The organism is Sphingobacteriales bacterium (assembly GCA_016719635.1).
Taxonomy (GTDB): domain Bacteria; phylum Bacteroidota; class Bacteroidia; order Chitinophagales; family JADIYW01; genus JADJSS01.
On sequence record JADJYT010000016.1, the window covers coordinates 138,314 to 157,141 of the forward strand.

Sequence of the window (18,828 nt, forward strand, 5' to 3'; positions counted from 1 at the left end):
ATAATAGCTTTTAAGGTTTTAACCACCAAATTTTTGTTGTTAATAAATCTGATCCTTGAGAAGCAATAGCAGCGTTATAATTAGTAGAGTTTATGGATTGCTCACTTAACGGATAAGTATAGCGGGAAGGAATTTCACTAACGGCACCTCCGCTAACTGGATTTAATACAGGAATTTTTGTTCTTCTCCATTCTGTCCAAGCCTCAACCCCTTGGCCATATAAAGATATCCACTCCTGAGTTGCTATCTGAGTTAATCCACTAACTGGATTATAATCTATTGAACCCAAATCTTTGTATGTATTGAAATCTAATTCTGATAAACCATTTGCCAAGAAAGATGCTTTAACTCCTTCGTAAAAATATGTATCGGCATTACCTGTAGAAATTAGTCCCTTCTGTCTTGCTTCTGCTAATAAAAATTGCAATTGAGAATATGTCATAAAGTACGCTGGTGATTCAGGCTGTAAGTAACTTAATCCAATTTGAGAAATATCGTCTTCTAGAAAAAGAGATCCATCTGTGGGCTTTCCAATATATTGTGATGAAGTGTTTGGTCTACTATATACCTGAAGACGTGGATCATTATTTAGACTTTTTAATTTTTCAACTAGTGAGTTACTTAGCCTGTGCTCTATTCGCCCTCCATATACGATTGACTCATAAAATGGATTTGCAGCTGGTTGTGCTGTACCAAAAGCAAATATTGCATCATCATCATTGGAAGTAAAAATAGGTCGTGAAGAAGCAATTTCCTGTAATTGTGCTGCAAGGTTGATTTTTGGAGTCGTTTTATTAGATGTTCTCATCAGACATCTGAATTTTAACGAATTGGCAAATTTTCTCCACTTAGTAACATCCCCACCATACATTCTGTCGCTATTGGCAGGAATAGCCCCTTCACCAGAAGACAGAAGTATATTCGCTTGGTCGAGAATAGATAATATTCCTACATATATATCCTCTTGGTTGTCGTATTTTGGTGCAAAATTGCCTTCCGAGGATTTCAATGCCTCTGAAAAAGGGATATCACCATAGCAATCCGTTAATACAGAAAAACCATATGCTTTGAGAGTTAACGCAATTCCTTGGTTTACTTTATTATTTTCTGAAACAGCTAGATTATACATTTTGTCTGCATCATTACAAACGTCTTCATATATAGTATTCCAGAAACTTTGAATAATTGTTGTTCTTACAAAATACCTATCTTCATCATCATATGCTGTTTTACTCATATGTTGAGCCCAAGAAGCCCCCATATCAAAACCAATAAAAGTACTATACATACCTAATTGGTTTGCAACATCTCCATCATCTCCAAATGTACTATACATGATGTTATTCAGCAACAACTCTGATTTAATAGATACTGGTTGATTGGGATTGGTATTTAAATCTTCAAATTTACTACAACCTAATATGAGTAGTAGCGAAGAAAAAATAAGCTTGCTAAAAATATATTTTTTCATGTTCATGCTTTTAAATTATTTAAAATTTTATATTAAAATTAAACCCTATACTTCTTGCTGCTGGCATTTGTCCAAATTCTAGCCCTTGTGTACCATTGGCATCACTAAAAGCTGTTTCAGGATCAATATGAGGAGCTTTTCTATATATAATCAGGATATTGCTGGCAACAACACCAAACCCTACTTCCTGTACTTTTGTATTTTTCAAAGCTTTAGCAGGCAAAGTATACCCCACAAATAATCTTCTCCATTTAATATAGGAAGCGTCTAAAACTCCATTTTCAACATTTTTATTAGAGTATACAGTTTGATTGTAAAAATCAGCTCTGACAACAACATCATTTGGCACAAAAACCGGATCGTCATCACTACCAATGTTTTTAACCCCTTCTCCGACTATCCCTGTCTCTCTCCCATATAATGTTTCTGCTAGTGTGCCAGCATATCTACCAAATGAATAGGTCATACTTCTAAGAACGCCTCCAATTTTCATATCAATTAAAGTTGAGATTGTTACCCCCTTAATATTGACAGATAAACTTACGCCTCCTGTCCATTTAGGTTGAATTGTACCAAATGTCTTTTTAGTTGGATCTATAACAGGAACTCCATCCTTAAATATGACTTGACCATCTGGTGCTCTCATAAATCCAAGACCTCTAATTGATCCATATGGTTGCCCAACTTCTGCTTCTAATGTAGTCCCCCATCCATCATTACCAAGAATCAGTGCCGTTTGACCTTCCCCAACTGATAAAACCTTATTATAATTTTTTGCCCAGTTAAAATCTATGTCAATTTTATAATCCTTCTTATCTAACAGAGTAGCTCCAAATTGTAATTCTACGCCTTTATTATTCATTTTTCCTGCATTTTTCCATGCAGTCGTGTATCCTGATGCCGCAGAAACAGGTGTTTGCATTAACAAATCTTTACTAGTTTTATCATAATATGTTGCATTTATCCTAAATCTATTTTTATACAACCTTAAATCTAATCCTACTTCCCATTCATTCGATCTTTCTGGTTTAAGATTAGGGTTGTTTAATGACGCTGGATCGTAAAATAATGTAGTGCCTAATGGAATCTGATCTCTTATAGCATAGGTCTGATTAGTTCTGTAAGGAACCAATGCACCAAAATTGCCCACACTGGCATAAGAACCTCTTATTTTCAAGAAAGATAGTATATCCTGTTGTTTCTTAATCAACTCAGATGCTACAAAACTTCCACCAACAGAGTAAGATAAGAAACTGTTATTTGCCTTTGGCAATCTGGATGACCAGTCATTTGTCAGGGTATAATTTAGATAAATGAATCTATCCCATGAAATTTCGCCAAAAGTTCTGATTGTATTTAAATCGCTTTGTACAGTTTCAACAGATGCAGTAACTGATTGACCAGACTTAATATTTGCTATTGTATACAATCCAGCTACCTCCAATGCATTTGCTGTCATATCTGCATCTCTTAATCGTTGTTGATTAAGAGTACCACCTGCATTTAAAGCCAGCGACAATCTATCTTTCAAAAAGGATTGGCTATAAGTCAATAATATATCTGTATTAATTTCATACGATCGTCTGTGAAGTTCTCTGTAATATCCATCTTTATTATCTTGTGTACCTTTGGCTTTTTGTTCTGTTATTATTTGTGAGAAAAAGTCAACACCTGAGCGAACCATCACGGAAACATATTTATGAACATTATAATTTAATTGAATGTTACCAATTAATCGATCCCTGTTATATTTATTCAGGTTATTATCGAGAACCCAAAAAGGGTTATTCTGATATCTTGCGTTCCAATTTAATGGCGTTCCAAAACCAGTTGAAGTTTCATCTGTAATTAAGGGCAAATTCCTCCAATCTTTCAATGCATTGAAATCAACATTACGTGCAGACCAGATAGTTTGTTGCAAAACATTATCTGCATCATAACCTGCTGTTGGCAAGTTACCGGACATATCCTTGGAATAGGTTAATGAAAAGCTTGAAATTAAATTATCTAGTAATTTATAAGAAGAATTTAACCCAATCGTATATCTATTATAATCTGTATTAGGAAGCATGCCCTTTTGATTTAAACTACCAAATGACAATCTGTAAGTAGCTTTGTCAGTTGCACCAGAGAGTGCAACGCTGTTATTAGCAGTTATACCAATCCTATATATATCTCTTATATTATTAGGCCTGGAAATCCAAGGCAAAGGTTTGCCACCAACTGTATAAGAATTCCACTGTACAAACTCCAATCCTTTATCTAATGGCGGCCCCCAGCTTTCATCATCTTTGCCTGATTCATTTACATCAAAGAAATTAGCACTATTAAGCTCATTATTTGTCACAATGCCGTCTCCTTGTCCGTATGAATTTTGAAAATCCGGCAGAATGAATGGAGTCTGGAATTCTAATGAAGTGTTAATTTCAACCCCAATTGGTTTTTTGTCCTTATTAAACTTTCCCTTTTTTGTGGTTATTAAAACAACCCCATTCGAAGCTCTTACACCATATAGTGCAGATGCTGCTGATCCTTTTAATATTTGAATATCTTCAATATCATCTGAATTAATTGAATTTATACCATTTGGAACATCATAACCTCCACCCGCAGTAGCTTCTGAAAAACTTCTATTGTCTAACGGAATACCGTCTACAATATATAAAGGTTGATTGCTTCCTGTAATAGTCGAAGCACCTCTTATTATTAATCTTGCAGAAGCTCCTGGGGCACCGGAACTGCTCGTTACCTGAACACCGGAGATTCTACCGCTTAGCTGATTAACGATATTAGCCTCTCTCGATTTGGTGATTTCCTCACCTCCTATTTTTTGTACCGAGTAAGAAAGGGACTTCTCTTCTTTCTTCACACCCAATGCAGTTACCACCAACTCTTCCAATACCTTACCTTCCAATGCCATGGCTGCATCTATCTTTAAGGCAGTAATCGGTTTTTCTAAATTGGTGTATCCAACATAAGAGAACACCAGATTGGTTACATCTTTAGGCAATTCCAATGTGTACTTTCCATCAATGTCCGTAACAGTGCCTATTGTTGTACCTTTTCCTGTAACGTTCACACCTATCAGTGCCTCACCGGTGGCTGCATCCTTTACAGTACCGCTAAGGGAGCGGTTCTGCGCAAATACCTGAGCTGTCAACAACAACCCAAATAACCATAATAATAGCGTTTTTTTCATAAAGACTAACTGGTTTTGTTAATAATTCTTAAAGAAGTTAAATGTATGTTAATCCGCAATATTACTACATTTTTTTAAGAAACAAGAAATTTTTTAAGAATTTTTAATGGAATAATGGTGTTTCTCCGGAAATATACAAACAATCCGGTATTGGTTTCTTTTACGCCTTCAGTGATTCCCTGTTTTCAACCGGTATCCGATACCCGTAAAACCCAACAAAATAAAGGTCTTTCGGGCTATTCCAGATTAATAATCTATTACCTGTTCTTCTATGTATTCCGGCATTTGCCTGAACTCATACTGCTGATTTCTGAGCCTTGGTTCAAATCCGGCAGCACGTATCGCGTCCTGAATGCTTTTAGAGGTAAAGCGATGCGGTGCACCGGCGGCGGAAACGACATTTTCCTCTATCATAATCGAACCAAAATCATTGGCACCGGCCTGCAGGCATAATTGTGCCACATTTTTTCCGACCGTCAGCCAGGATGCCTGAATATTCTTGATATTCGGCAACATCATCCTGCTTATCGCCAGCATCCGGATGTATTCATCCCCCGTCACCTGATTGCGGATATTGCGCATCTTTTTCAGCAAGGTGCCTTCATCCTGATAGGGCCATGGTATAAAAGCCAGAAAACCCTTGGCATCAGCGGGTTTTTCGCTCTGCACCTGCCGTATCCAGACCAGGTGCTCCATTCGCTCATAAATCGTCTCAATATGACCGAACATCATAGTGGCAGAAGTGGTGATATGCAGCTGGTGCGCCGCACGCATCACATTCAGCCATTCCTCACCGCTGCATTTGCCTTTAGCCAGCAACCTCCTTACCCGATCGTTTAGTATCTCCGCACCCGCACCCGGCAATGAATCCAGTCCGGCCTTTTTTAGTTCTTTCAATACTTCCGTATGCGACAAACCTTCCAGCTTGCTGATATGGGCAATCTCGGGAGGCCCGAGCGCGTGTAATTTTATTTCGGGATATAATTTCTTGATTGCTGAGAATGTATCTGCGTAAAATTTCAGGCCCAGGTCCGGATGATGCCCGCCCTGTAAAAGTAACTGATCTCCTCCGTATTGGATGGTCTCGTCGATTTTCTTCTTATAGGTTTCTATATCCGTTATGTAAGCCTCTTCATGTCCGGGTTTTCTGTAAAAGTTACAGAATTTACAATTGGCGACACAGACATTGGTCGTATTCACATTCCGGTCAATCTGCCAGGTAACGATATTGTCCGGTTTCTGGATCTTGCGCAGCTGATGCCCGATGGCCATCAATTCGGCGGTTGGTGCCTGTTCAAACAAGAAAACCCCTTCTTCTATCGTAAGGAATTCAAGACGGAGTGATTTTTGGTATAAATCAGATAAGTTCATTATTTCTCACTTAAAACAAAAGTACGGTTAAAAAGTTATACAGACAATTCTACAGCTTTTAGAGGGAAGTTCCCTTCAAAGATTTTAAATTTAAAAAAACGTACTTTTGCAGGATGATTGATTACAGTAAAGAAGTATTTAAAAACGGGCTGACGCTTATTCATCACCAGGATACGACAACCCCTTTTGTGGTGGTCAATATGCTCTACAAGGTAGGCTCCAAACATGAAGAAGAAACCAGAACGGGTTTTGCGCATCTGTTCGAGCACCTGATGTTCAGCGGCAGCAAAAATTTTTCTGATTTTGACAAACCATTGCAGGCTGCCGGCGGGGAGAACAATGCGTTTACCAACAATGACTATACCAATTATTACGATACCGTTCCGGCCGCAAATGTTGAGATTCCGTTATGCCTGGAGGCAGACCGGATGTTTAACTTAAACATCAATGCTAAAAGCCTGTCCGTTCAGCGCAAGGTGGTGTGTGAAGAGTTCAAGGAAAATTATATCAACCTGCCGTATGGAAATGCCTGGCATCTGCTGCGGGAGATGGTATACGAAACACATCCTTATAAATGGCCCACTATAGGCAAATCACTGAAACACGTAGAAGATGCCACCCTTAAAGATGTCCAATCTTTTTATGACAAGTATTACGCCCCCAATAATGCCATTCTGGTGATAGCAGGAAATATTGAAAAAGAAACCGCTGACCGCCTGGCAAGACAATATTTTGAAGAATTACCGTCTGTAACTCTGGAAGAAAAAGAAATTCAGCGAGCCGGAACAGACTGAAGCAAAAGAAAAAACGGTACAGGAAGATGTCCCGTTAAATATGATCTTCATCGCTTTCAAAATGTGTGACCGCCTACATCCGGATTATTATACCGCAGATGTCATTTCAGATATCCTGTCCAACGGCACTTCTTCCCGGCTGCATGAAGCACTGGTTAAAAAAGAAAAGGCATTTGTAGAAATTGACGCCCATATTTCCGCCAGCAATGATGTGGGTGTATTCACGCTGGAAGGCAAGGTATCTGACGGATATGATGTAGAAAAGGCAACGGAACTTATCTGGGAAGAGCTGGAAAAACTGAAAGCGGATTTTGTGCGAGAGCAGGAGCTGCAAAAATGCAAGAACAAGATGCTGACCTATATGAATTTTTCCGAAGCGAGCCTCCTGAACCGGGCGGTCAGCCTGGCATACTATGAGTTGCTGGGTGATGCCAACCTCATCAATGCAGAAGAAAAACAGTATGAGGCCGTCAGCGCACCGGACATCCAAAAATACGCACGCGCACTATTTGTAAAAGAAAAAAGCAACACCCTCTATTACCTGAAAAGACAATAAATCCATTTAAATGACCTTACCTGCCATACACGAGATTGATAAAATCGTTTTTCCGGAGCCGGAAAAAATCCCCCTGCAAAACAACATTCCCTTATTCGGTTTCAACGGCACCAAGAATGATATCTTACGCATTGATCTGATATTCAATGCCGGCAGGTGGACAGAAACCCTCCCGCTGCAGTCTGCCTTCGTTGCCAGCCTTTTTAAAAGCGGAACTTCGAAGTACACTTCCTTTGAAATCAATGAGATGATTGACTCGCTGGGCAGCACCCTAAAAAGCGCTTCCGGATTCAATTCTTTTACGGTATCCATTTATTGTATGAACCGATATCTGGAGCAGACCTTATCTCATGCCATCCTTTGCCTGAACGAATGTATCTTTCCCGAACAGGAACTGGAACACCAAAAAAGAAAATCGCTGGCGAATCTCTCCTTATCCCTTGAAAAAAACGATTATCTGGCGGACAATGCTTTCAAAAAACAGATTTTCGGAAACAGGCATCCGTATGGATATGAAACGACCAGAGAGAAAATAGAACAACTGACCCGGGAACATTTACTCCACTACTATCAACGGGAATTGTGCCCGGCAAAATGCACCGTGTTCATCGCCGGCAAATATGGCCAAGACGAGTTGAAAGTCCTGGACCGTGTGTTAGGCGGATGGAGTAAAGAATACAGACATGGACAAGCAGATGTAAAGGCTATTCCCGCCATTCCTGCTTTTGAACGTAATGTACTGCACATCAGGAAAGAGAAATCCGTTCAGGCTTCCATCGTGATAGGAAACGTTCTGTTTAATAAACAACATGATGACTATGCCGCCTTTGTCCTGCTCAATACCATCTTTGGCGGTTATTTCGGTTCCAGGCTGATGAGTAATATCCGCGAAGACAAGGGGCTTACCTACGGCATCCATTCAGGGTTGTTTACCCTGAAACATGCCGGTCTTTTTTCCATACAAACGGACACCAATCTTGAAAATGTGGAGGTCTGCCTTCGTGAAATATATTCGGAAATGGAACGTTTACAGAATGAACGTATTCCGGAAGCGGAAATCGCCTTAGCCAGAAATTACCTGTTGGGGAAATTTTTGGGCAGAACAGACGGACCCTTCAATCAGGCGGAAGTCTTTAAAAGCTATAGCATAGAAAATGTTAATATTCACAAATTCTCCGAAATCGTGGAAACATTAAGACAGACGGATGCCGTATCTTTACAGCGACTGGCGCAACAGTATCTCCTGAAGGAGAATATGCTGGAAGTGGCGGTCGGTTGATTTAAGAAATTATGTTATTACGAAATACTGATATCCTTAGCTTTTTAGTACAACACAAGAATGAGTTGCGCAAATACAATATTAAACGTATCGGATTATTTGGATCGTATGCTCGCAACAATGCATCGGAAAACAGTGATATTGATTTTCTAGTGGAGTATCAACAGGGGAAAAAGAGTCTGAGTAATTTTTTAGAGTTAATAGATTTCCTGGAACTGTCTTTCCATAAAGACGTAGAATTGGTAACAAAAGAATCGGTGAGTAAACACATATTCCCTTACATAGAAAAAGAAATACAATATGTACAAATCATCGATTGAAATAATCAGACATATTTATATCGAAGCAAAATATATCGCCGAATCTTCCGAGAATAAATCCTTTGATGATTTGTGCAATGATGAAACGTGGAAGAGAGCCATTATAAGAAGCCTGGAAATTATAGGTGAGGCTTCAAAGAAGATAGACGCTGAGACCAAAGATAAATTCTTTTTCATAAAATGGAGAGAGATGGCAAAAATGCGAGACAAACTGATTCATGATTACTTCGGTGTCGATTACGAAATTGTTTGGGATGTTATATCAAACAGGATTCCTGAACTTTATCATTAATTAAATGAAATATTATCAGAGGAAGATGGAAACAGATAACCCAGCCCGCAGAAGACTTGAATTTAAGCATCTATATTTAACCATCTTATGGGCAGTTTGTATTTTATATACTTCTATCAGCGTTGCTCAAACGGAATACGAAGCTCCGAAATTGGTTTGTGTCCGCAACAATGCCAGCCAGATGGAACTCAACTGGGCTTTGCCGGTGACACCCAATCCCTGTTTTGCAGGATATGAAATCTACACCTCTGTCGGCAGCAAGAACGGCCCTTACACATTAGACACCACACTGACCAATCCATTGCAGACGACGGTACTCTTATCCGTTGTCAGCGGCGGACAAACGGTTCATTTTTTCATGATTAACCGAGGCAGCTGCAACAACCCTGCGCCACCAGCAAGCATTACTTCCGACACCCTCAACAATGAGAAACCGCAGCCATACACCGTTATCATCAATGCCACCGTTATCAATGGCCGGGTACAGCTGAACTGGGTGCCTGCCCCTTCGCCGGAAGTAACGGCCTATCTGGTCTATAATGACAGAGATGGATTTACCACACCGGATACCGTATCTGGAAGATTGAATACCGCTTACACGGACATGGACAACAACCCGGATGCTTCCGCCATCCGATACAAGGTACGTTCCCTGGAGTTTTGCGAAGACCCTGCCGGACTTCAGGGCGCCATTACACCGGACAGTGCTGACCACCGCACCATCCTGATGCAGGTATCCGCTCCCGACCGATGTACCCAAACGGCCAATGTATCCTGGCAACCCTATAAAACAGGCGGCGCACAGGTGGTGAATTATGAAATTCAAAAAAGCATTAACCGCGGTGCATTTACCACAGACGGAACAGTTGCCTCTTCCACCACCAATTTTCTCTTGCAAAATATTCCGTTCCGGGATTCTGTATGTGTCCGCATCAAAGGAAATCTGCCCAATGGCAGCACCGCCTTCTCCAATGAACGATGCTTCAGTGCGGATGTTATACAGAAACCGGTCAATGATTACATCCGCAACATTACGGTAGAGAATGGAAATGTCATCATCGATTACAAACGAGATACCGCAGCCGCACCGCCGAAGACCATCATCTTACAGAGAAGCAATGACGGTATCGTTTTTTCGCCTATCATCAATATTCCGGATGAACCCGATCCTTTCACCTACCTATTCTCCGATGAAGGATTAGATGTCAACAGTCAAACCTTTACCTATAGAGTTAATCTGGTGGACAGCTGTTTCAGCACACACTCTTCTGATACCGCCACCACGTTGCGCATAGGGATAAAGAAGAAGAGCAACAATAAAGCAGATATACTGTGGAGTGGTTTCGAAATCCAGAACATCCACTTTCAGCATTTTGTGCTGGAAAAAATTACAGGCACCGATACGGTAGAGCTGGGCACCTTCAACAGAACGCAAACCTCCTATCTGGAGAACAGCCTGTTCGATTATTCCAGAGATTCCCTGGATGAGGTGTGTTACAGGATAACCGCCTTTTTACCAACAACAATGACAAGGCTCCCCGGGAAACGTTAGTCAGCCGCTCCAACATCATATGTGTGCAACCTGAGCCGAAAGCCTTCATTCCGCAGGCCTTTGTGCCGGATGGCGTGAACAGGACGTTTAAACCGTTCCTGTTGTATGCACAATCCACCGGTTATGATTTTAAGATATACGACCGCTGGTATCAGCTGGTATTTTCCACCAACGATGTCAATGCAAGCTGGGACGGGATTTTCAGGGGCACTCCGGCACAACTGGATTCCTATATCTTTATCCTGAAATACAAGGGAAAGAATGACCTGGATTATACCGAGACGGGTACGGTCATGCTGCTACGGTAACTACACAGGAATTTTCACCTCATAGGTTCGATTCCCTTTATTCAACATCGAGAAATCCCGAATCCACGGATTATAGATGCGCAGCATCTTATAGCTGATATTATTCTGTTTGGCAAAGTCTACCCAGTTTACCGTGCCGGACACTTGCTGTGTGGTCGTTTGCCATTCGGGATATAAATCTTCCTTGTTTAAATAAAATCCAAAATCTTTCTGATGCTGGTGGATGATTTTGAGCGCTACGATACGCTGCACGTATCTGCTGGTTTCGGAATTCAGCAACAGGTGATAATAGGCTGTTTCGCCCTGCAGAGTCTGCTGGCGGATTACTCCCGAAATTCCCATATTATAAGCAGCAGCAGCAGCCGTCCACGAGCCGGTTTTTTCTTTGGAATCTTTCAGATACCTGCACGCCGCCTTTGTAGCCTTTTCAATATGATATCGTTCATCTATTTCGTTATTGATCAGGAGGCCATACTGCGCAGCGGTCACTTTCATAATCTGCCAGAACCCGGCGGCACCGGAAGGGGACACCACATTATCAAATCCGCTTTCCGCCATACAAAGGTATTTAAAGTCATCCGGGATGGTGTCTTCCTTTAACATTTTCTCAATAGTCGGCAACCAGCGGTTGGCGCGTTTAAACATCAGGATGGTGGAAGACTGCCAGTAGGCATTCACCGTCAATTCCCTGTCGAGCCGTTCGCGCACTTCCGGATCGTCGAGCAGGACAGGTTCTCCGGCAAACTCCACGGCAGCCGGAATCTTTACGGCATACGTCGTCTGTACCGGCAGCGCCAGGTTTTCCTGTTTTTCTTTCGTCTTTATAAACGGGAAATACGCATTTAACCCGTCCGTCGTGGCATTGATAAATAATGCCAGGATGGCGAAGGCGAAGAACCCGAGTGCGAAAGAGAGGCTGTTTTTATTCATGGGCTTGCTGTGTGATACTAAAGATGAAGTTATAATTTATTGTTTGTTTGATTTTTACTTTTTTATGCAACCCTTCGTGCCGGCAGACAGGAAAGTAAATAAAAAGCATTTTCGAAAAATAAACTCTTCTGTGGTTGGATGCACAACATTATCATGATACATTTCTTCTTATTCTTTGTCTTTCTTTTTTCTTGATAAAAAAGAAACAAAAAATCAAGCCAAAACGATCGTCCTACGCTACCTGCCTACGCTTTGCTACGCGTTTTGACAGCCCACGCTTCTTTACATCCTACATTGTTCAACATTTTGCTCTTATATTCCACCTTCCCACTTTTATTTTATCTATACAACAAGCAACTTACATTTAACCTTTATCCATCCCGAAACCATTATCCGTCAAAAGATAAACTGTTATTGAAATAACTTTATTCCGTATAACTCACTTCTTCTTATACACCGGTACAGTAGAACAGGGTTCGCCGAACATCAGCGATTTTACAACAGGCTGCAATTTTTTGGTGATCTCCAGATACGCTTCGCCGCTCAGCGTTTTGGTGCCGCATCCTTTGATGACCACCCGTTCGCCGCTGTATTTCTTTTCGTCGATATTTCTCAGGTTCAGTAAGAACAATTTCTGTTCCACTTCTTCTTTGCTGCCGAAAAAAAAGCGGGAGGTGCTGTTGGTGAGATATGTTGCCAGCAGCATCCATGCCCATTGCGGGACGATGGCATCGGTGGAGCAATGCACCGCCACTATTTTGTTTTGGTAAACAGCCCAATCGGTTGCTTTCAGCGATGCCCGGAATTCCAGCTCTTTGAGGATCAGCCCGCGAAACAGAAAGTCCCTGATATCCAGCGCCACGATTTCCTCTTTCGGAAAAAAATCTTCCAGGTCGAGTGTAATCAGCCCGCTTTGCGCCACTTTATTGATGAGTGTTTCCGACATGTTCGTGCAATATACCAAATTCCTGTAAAACAAGAAACGGAACCGAATGGTTCCGTTTAACAACAAGTATATATCAATTATTCAAAATACTCAAACACATAAGATATTGAACCAATATCCATTTTAATAACCTGATTTAAAGAATTCACCTGATATGAAATACTATAGGAATCATTCGACAAAAAATAAACACTTTGAAATCTTTGAATAAGATTTTTATTTGGTGAGTTACTGTATATGTCATTAATGCCCAAAATAAATGAAGGATCCAATGCATCAAAACCATTAAGAAAATGGAATGGTGACATTTGATAAGGAATATATTTACTAAACGGGATAGTAGAATATGTATAATGAACAGTATCAACATGAGAGGTTCCACCACCGCCTACCGAATAGGTAGTGTAACTTGCCAATAAATGCGTACAATTCTGCTCTTCAAAACTATAATCAGAATAACTAATGTCTGCGACGACCGGGTAAATTCCTGATGTATATATGGAATCAATGTAAACTGAATCATAGTCAATATACATGATGTCGTTTTCTGTAGTGCTGATAGTGTCTAATTGTGTAAACCTTCTTATTTTATTACTTTCAATATATGCATATACTGTCTTGGTATAATTGGTCCCTGAAAACATCTCCTTAAGTGAATATTTAACTTCTATTTTATTGTTATTGATATCTTTTAAATCAATGTATAACTCATTAAAGTTTCTTACTCTTTTCAGTTTCAACGATAAAGAATCGTATTCAAATGTATAATTGCCATACAAAGTATCCCTGTATTCTAATACTGATTTCAACTTTCCGTGAAAACGTCCCTTTGTTACAGGATCATTTTTTTGACAAGCATTTAATATAAGATAACTCACCAAATAAATATATAATCTATATCTCATGATTTTTACTTATGACCGTTTAACCATACTAAAATATTGGAGCGAACAGAATCTTTAATAGTAAGTCATATCATTATAACGATTAAATTCACTAGAACCAGGCGGATATGAAATCTGTATTCTTGTAATATTATTCTGGCTAAATGTATAATCATATTTTATTGTATATCTTGAAGGATGTGTTCTGTTTATACTATCAAGCAGATTGTAATTTGGTTTCAATAAATAATAGCCATCTATTCCTAATAAATATCCTATAAAACCCATTACTGTTGCATTGTACTCTCCTATTGACTGAAACTGTACCATGTTTGTATTCTTTAAAGAATTATAAGTAAGAACACATTCCTCCTGATTAAAATTTATATTGCCGCTCATATAGTCTGACCATGTTGATTTAAATTTTGTGCAATTACTGTTGCTGTACAAAAAATCATATAAATTAATATCACTAGCCAGCGCATAAAACGAACCGGCATCTATAATTGAATCAATAGTATTGTTATTAAAGTGAACGGTAGTGACAATATTTTCATCTTCTGTTAATGTATCTACCGAATAAATGCCTATAATCTGTTTCCCATCTAATAAAATTCTATACTTTTCTTTATGACTTCCTTCTTCAAAATTATCATACAATATTGTATTATTATCAATATGACTAATGAAAACGATATTTGTAGTATAATATTCCCCTAAGTACCTATATTGTATTTCTACTTTCTTTAGAAGTCCTGAAATTGTATCATAATAATAATTATATCTACTGACTGTAGAACCAGACGTATCTGCATCATATTGTATTAATGTTTTAATTTTTCCATTCAGATTATATCCGGGATTATTCACACTCTCATTTTCACAAGAGTATATTGAACAAAAAAAAATACCAAATAACCATAATGATAGAATATTATTTTTCATGTATCATTTTGTTTAATGTCCATTTAACCATGTTAATACATCAGGCTGTACATTTGCATTGTACTCAACACCATGTCCAGCACCTGTATATGTCTTTATAATATGTTTATTTATTGTTGTTGCATAACTGGAACTCGGTGGTATTGAGATTGGTAAAAGTGGTGCTGTATTCTGCCCAAATAGATTTTTACCAGTGTTATTATATTTACCTATTAACCCTCCTAAATTCACATTTGATAAAGAATGTAAGTACCCCATTTATCGGACAGTCAAATTTAGAGTATTTGTTTGATTTAATAAATTAATTTTCCATTCATTGGGTGTTTGATTCTGTAAAGATTCGTGAGGTCGTCTGTTATTGTATTCTTCTATCCATTCTGCTGTGAGTATTCTTACTTCGTTCAGTTCAAAAAACAGGTAGGCATCCAATACTGCTTCCCTGTATAATCGGTTAAATCGTTCTATATAGCCATTCTGCATTGGTCTTCCTGGCTGTATGAACTGAAGTTTTATTTCATTGTCTGTACACCATAGTTCAAAGTCTTTGGAGGTAAATTCCGGACCGTTGTCTGTTCTTATCATGCGTGGCTTTCCTCTGTACCCAATAATCTGTTGCAATGTCCTGATGACTCTTTTAGCAGAAAGGGAGGTGTCTATCTCTATAGCCAGTACTTCTCTCGATCCATCATCCATCACATTAAATGTCCTGAACTTTCGGTTCCCCACCATACTGTCACTCATGAAATCCATGCTCCAGCTCTGATTGATATGACTCTGCTGTACCAATGGTTGTTTTACTCTCGCCGGCAACCTCCTTTTGCCTTTTCGTTTTCTGTTTAATTTTAATAGCTTATAAACCCGATATACCCGTTTGTGATTCCAGCTTTTGCCCGCTCTGCGCAGATACGCAAATAACTTCCTGAATCCATAGGATGGATGCTTAAAGGCTAAATCCTGCAGCTCTGTAATCACGTCTGTGTCATCCTTCTTACTCCGGTAATAATACTGAGAACGAGGTAATGAGGTCATTTTACAGGCCCTGCTCACCGGAACTTCATAATCCTTTACTATGGATGCTGTCAGTTCCCTTTGTTTGCAGAGCCCCAGCCTTTTTTTGAGATAACATCCTTTAGTATGGAGTGATCCAGGCTTAATTCTGCGTACATCTTCTTCAGACGGGAATTTTCCTCTTCCAAATCTTTGAGTCTCCTTACATCAGAGGTTTCCATACCTCCGTATTTGCTCTTCCAGTTGTAAAAGGTAGCATCCGAGATGCCATGCTCCCGACAGATCTCTTTGGTGGTTCTGCCACCTTCCTGTTGTTTTAAAATGGAAACTATCTGCGTTTCCGTAAAGCGTGTCTTTTTCATAGTAAACAATTTAAATTTAAGAATTTTACTCCATTTTTAAACTGTCTGAGTTTTAGGGACACTTACATGTTTTTCAAACATTATTTTTAAACAAGAAACGGAACCGAATGGTTCCGTTTTAACTTTCTGATTGTGAATTTTGCTAATAGTAAGTCAAATTATATTTTATAGAAGTTCCAACGCCATTTGGGTTGGACACATTCATCTCTGTTACCTGATTTAAAGCATTCATTACATAACTGAATTTAGTTATATAACCATAATTAGCAGATTGTACAGTTTGAATTAAGTTTTTATTTTTTTTAAAGATCGTGTAGCCATTTAATTCCAATAAATTTACAGCCGTAATATCTTCAAATATATTTCCGCTTAAAACATATGGTATCGATCGTAAAGGATTTTGGAGTGGTAAATATGTATTATATGTTTGTGTCGAAAAAGTATAATCAACTGTATCTTCATAATAATTATACCCTCCTGAAAAATCACTAATATACCATGAAACTGTATTTTTTAAATAGTTATAGCCATCCGTAGCAAATCCATAGTTTTGAACATTAGAAACAAATACATCACCATATTCTGTTGTAGTATCAACGTTGTTTGAATAATAATGTGCAGAAATGTAAGGTGTTCGTATTGCAGTAATTGTATCCAATAAAATTATTGATTCAATATTTTTAGTAACAGACACTTTTACTATAATTTGATGTGAGGTAATATTATTTCTAATAACAATTTCATTATCAATTATGGCCCCTATTTTAATCTCAAAATGTAAACTGTCATTTTTAGTCTTAATTAGATTTCCGTTAGTACTATCATATTCCAAATACAATATAGCTCCATTATTAGCTGAGTCTCTAAACTCTATAGATTTTATTTTTCCGGAAAATATGTTTACGGGAATATCATTTTTAGTACAACTTGTAATTATTAAAATAATTAAGGAAATACGACTAATTAAAACGGAAAGTGATTTCATATTTATTATTTATGACCGTTTAACCATGTAATAACATTGCCTCTTACCGTGACTAAATCTGAAGCTGTTAAGTTTGCCCAGCCATGATCTGCACCTGGAAATAATTTTATTAAATGTTTAGAAGGATTAGTACTATAGTTATAAGATACAGACGCATTTGTTGTTGTTAGTGTTGCTATTAGACCACCGACTGACGTAAATTTCGTATCCATACCAGTTGTTGATTGACTATATGGAACCAAATGGTCACTATTTGCATTTCCATGCATTATAAAAGTCGGAATTATTCTACTTGAATTTAATGCATTACTTGGGCTATATGTTGCTAATGTGCTATTGGTATTGGGTGTAGCAATTACCTGGGCTGTTGAACTTTGTACTGCATTGTAAGTATCAATTATCCTCCAGTTAGATAATGGTGTATTTCCAGAAGCACCATCATACCAATAACAAACAGAATAATTTGGTATGCATGTTAAAGTAAAGGAATTTATAACTTTATAAATATCACTAAAATCAACTGGAAAATAAAAAGGGGAAAATGGTAATGCATTTGAACATGATGCGTTCGCTGGTGGCACTTGAACATAATAATAAATTGCACCACAATTATAAATACCACTGGTTTTACTTTGTAAATAAGTACCATATTGTTGTAAATTGGTTGGCGCATACATGCTAATTGCTGATTTTACATAACTTACATTTGACTTTGTATATGCCCACATTAAAGCTAAATGACCACCTGCACTTTCTCCTAATATTTGAATACTATTTGCATTAATATCCAAGCAAGTAGGGAAATTATTTTTAATATGCAAGATTGCAGCATCAATATCATTAATTTGCTCCTGCCAAGTTGTTGTGTTTGGAGTTATTTCTGAATTATTGTTCCCATATTTTACCAACCGATATAATACTGAAACAACGACATACCCATTATCTAATAAGTTTTTTACTAAATTATCAGGTTTGTTCAATGTGAATCCAAATGTACAACCTTGAATATTATCTTGATTTGGTCCAAGCACCCACCCGCCACCATGAACAAGTACAACAATTGGTGAGTTTGCATTTTTATTTGTAGGATAGTAAGTATAATACATTTGCCGAGGGTCAGATCCATAGTGTCCGTAACAGGAAATAACATTATTGAAAGTATCTTTGGGTGGATATACATCACATGCCCAACCTGGTTGCAATGGAAATGTAATCCCATTACATGGTGTAGGGGTATAACAATCACCGGAACCGCCACCACCGCCAGCTTGTGGTGTAATTGACATTGTAGAGAAGTCTGGCAAGACACCGCCTATGTTTTTAAAATTAGATATATCCCTTGTCGGGGAAAGCAGATTGGCGTAATAATATAGCGAATCCAATTCATTACCACCACTGCCCTTCCTTGCGCTTATAGATTTACTACCGGAAGATTCTGACAGGACATTGTCTTCCAGTTTATTACAAGAACATACCGCCATGAAACCCAACAATATAATAGCAAATACTGTATGATTTTTGATTTTTGATTTTTTCATAAAAATATTATTAATTATATGTAAACATAATAATAATAATCGTATTTGTCAATACTAAAATTTAGGTAGTGTTTTTCAAACATTATTT

15 protein-coding genes and 1 pseudogene are annotated in these 18,828 nt (G+C 38.4%); 6 read left to right on the forward strand and 10 right to left on the reverse strand.

The window, feature by feature from the left end:
* Positions 1-10: 10 nt before the first annotated feature.
* The 3 genes from IPM95_15380 to mqnC all read right to left on the reverse strand — a co-directional run bounded on the left by IPM95_15380 (position 11) and on the right by mqnC (position 6,041).
* A complete protein-coding gene (locus IPM95_15380) occupies positions 11-1,471 on the reverse strand; it encodes a SusD/RagB family nutrient-binding outer membrane lipoprotein (GenBank protein MBK9330640.1) in 1,461 nt (486 codons plus the stop codon).
* A 19-nt stretch (positions 1,472-1,490) separates the two neighbouring features.
* Positions 1,491-4,670, reverse strand: a complete 3,180-nt coding sequence (locus IPM95_15385; protein ID MBK9330641.1) for a SusC/RagA family TonB-linked outer membrane protein — start codon at positions 4,668-4,670, stop codon at positions 1,491-1,493.
* Positions 4,671-4,916: 246 nt separating this feature from the next.
* Positions 4,917-6,041 carry a dehypoxanthine futalosine cyclase gene (mqnC, locus tag IPM95_15390; protein ID MBK9330642.1) on the reverse strand — a complete coding sequence of 375 codons (1,125 nt, stop codon included), beginning with the start codon at positions 6,039-6,041 and terminating at the stop codon, positions 4,917-4,919.
* 113 nt (positions 6,042-6,154) lie between these two features.
* Here mqnC and IPM95_15395 point away from each other — a divergent pair.
* The 6 genes and pseudogenes from IPM95_15395 (at position 6,155) to IPM95_15420 (ending at position 11,142) form a co-directional block, all read left to right on the forward strand.
* Positions 6,155-7,391, forward strand: a pseudogene (locus IPM95_15395) (insulinase family protein).
* A 10-nt stretch (positions 7,392-7,401) separates the two neighbouring features.
* Positions 7,402-8,670 (forward strand): insulinase family protein, encoded by a 1,269-nt coding sequence (locus tag IPM95_15400; protein MBK9330643.1) that lies wholly within the window; start codon positions 7,402-7,404, stop codon positions 8,668-8,670.
* Between the two features lie 11 nt (positions 8,671-8,681).
* Complete coding sequence (locus IPM95_15405) at positions 8,682-8,990, forward strand: nucleotidyltransferase domain-containing protein (protein MBK9330644.1); 309 nt, start codon at positions 8,682-8,684, stop codon at positions 8,988-8,990.
* On the forward strand, positions 8,971-9,282 hold the full coding sequence (locus tag IPM95_15410) for a DUF86 domain-containing protein (GenBank protein MBK9330645.1): 312 nt from the start codon (positions 8,971-8,973) through the stop codon (positions 9,280-9,282). Before IPM95_15405 ends, IPM95_15410 begins: the two co-directional genes overlap by 20 nt.
* A gap of 25 nt (positions 9,283-9,307) precedes the next feature.
* Positions 9,308-10,834: a hypothetical protein gene (locus tag IPM95_15415; GenBank protein ID MBK9330646.1), complete on the forward strand. Its 1,527-nt coding sequence runs from the start codon at positions 9,308-9,310 to the stop codon at positions 10,832-10,834.
* A gap of 23 nt (positions 10,835-10,857) precedes the next feature.
* A complete protein-coding gene (locus IPM95_15420; protein MBK9330647.1) occupies positions 10,858-11,142 on the forward strand; it encodes a gliding motility-associated C-terminal domain-containing protein in 285 nt (94 codons plus the stop codon).
* Here the strand turns inward: IPM95_15420 and IPM95_15425 are convergent, their stop codons facing one another.
* The 7 genes from IPM95_15425 to IPM95_15455 all read right to left on the reverse strand — a co-directional run bounded on the left by IPM95_15425 (position 11,143) and on the right by IPM95_15455 (position 18,740).
* Positions 11,143-12,072 carry a lytic transglycosylase domain-containing protein gene (locus IPM95_15425; GenBank protein ID MBK9330648.1) on the reverse strand — a complete coding sequence of 310 codons (930 nt, stop codon included), beginning with the start codon at positions 12,070-12,072 and terminating at the stop codon, positions 11,143-11,145.
* 439 nt (positions 12,073-12,511) lie between these two features.
* Positions 12,512-13,018 carry a DUF2480 family protein gene (locus tag IPM95_15430; GenBank protein MBK9330649.1) on the reverse strand — a complete coding sequence of 169 codons (507 nt, stop codon included), beginning with the start codon at positions 13,016-13,018 and terminating at the stop codon, positions 12,512-12,514.
* 77 nt (positions 13,019-13,095) lie between these two features.
* A complete protein-coding gene (locus IPM95_15435; protein ID MBK9330650.1) occupies positions 13,096-13,923 on the reverse strand; it encodes a hypothetical protein in 828 nt (275 codons plus the stop codon).
* A 54-nt stretch (positions 13,924-13,977) separates the two neighbouring features.
* A complete protein-coding gene (locus tag IPM95_15440; GenBank protein ID MBK9330651.1) occupies positions 13,978-14,847 on the reverse strand; it encodes a hypothetical protein in 870 nt (289 codons plus the stop codon).
* Between the two features lie 258 nt (positions 14,848-15,105).
* Positions 15,106-16,217, reverse strand: a protein-coding gene (locus IPM95_15445) for an IS3 family transposase (protein MBK9330652.1) whose coding sequence is annotated in 2 segments (ribosomal slippage) — positions 15,106-15,971 and positions 15,971-16,217 — 1,113 coding nt in all. Because the reading frame shifts where the segments join, the coding sequence is not laid out codon by codon here.
* Between the two features lie 142 nt (positions 16,218-16,359).
* Entirely contained in the window at positions 16,360-17,202 is an 843-nt protein-coding gene (locus IPM95_15450; GenBank protein ID MBK9330653.1) for a hypothetical protein, read from the reverse strand.
* Between the two features lie 5 nt (positions 17,203-17,207).
* A complete protein-coding gene (locus IPM95_15455; GenBank protein ID MBK9330654.1) occupies positions 17,208-18,740 on the reverse strand; it encodes an alpha/beta hydrolase in 1,533 nt (510 codons plus the stop codon).
* Positions 18,741-18,828 lie beyond the last annotated feature (88 nt).

Coding starts and splice junctions, on each gene's coding strand:
- IPM95_15430 (MBK9330649.1), bottom strand. CDS start 13,018: ATGTCGGAAACACTCATCAATAAAGTGGCGCAAAGCGGGCTGATTACA.
- IPM95_15415 (MBK9330646.1), top strand. CDS start 9,308: ATGGAAACAGATAACCCAGCCCGCAGAAGACTTGAATTTAAGCATCTA.
- IPM95_15425 (MBK9330648.1), bottom strand. CDS start 12,072: ATGAATAAAAACAGCCTCTCTTTCGCACTCGGGTTCTTCGCCTTCGCC.
- mqnC (MBK9330642.1), bottom strand. CDS start 6,041: ATGAACTTATCTGATTTATACCAAAAATCACTCCGTCTTGAATTCCTT.
- IPM95_15410 (MBK9330645.1), top strand. CDS start 8,971: ATGTACAAATCATCGATTGAAATAATCAGACATATTTATATCGAAGCA.
- IPM95_15440 (MBK9330651.1), bottom strand. CDS start 14,847: ATGAAAAATAATATTCTATCATTATGGTTATTTGGTATTTTTTTTTGT.
- IPM95_15385 (MBK9330641.1), bottom strand. CDS start 4,670: ATGAAAAAAACGCTATTATTATGGTTATTTGGGTTGTTGTTGACAGCT.
- IPM95_15450 (MBK9330653.1), bottom strand. CDS start 17,202: ATGAAATCACTTTCCGTTTTAATTAGTCGTATTTCCTTAATTATTTTA.
- IPM95_15455 (MBK9330654.1), bottom strand. CDS start 18,740: ATGAAAAAATCAAAAATCAAAAATCATACAGTATTTGCTATTATATTG.
- IPM95_15435 (MBK9330650.1), bottom strand. CDS start 13,923: ATGAGATATAGATTATATATTTATTTGGTGAGTTATCTTATATTAAAT.
- IPM95_15400 (MBK9330643.1), top strand. CDS start 7,402: ATGACCTTACCTGCCATACACGAGATTGATAAAATCGTTTTTCCGGAG.
- IPM95_15405 (MBK9330644.1), top strand. CDS start 8,682: ATGTTATTACGAAATACTGATATCCTTAGCTTTTTAGTACAACACAAG.
- IPM95_15380 (MBK9330640.1), bottom strand. CDS start 1,471: ATGAAAAAATATATTTTTAGCAAGCTTATTTTTTCTTCGCTACTACTC.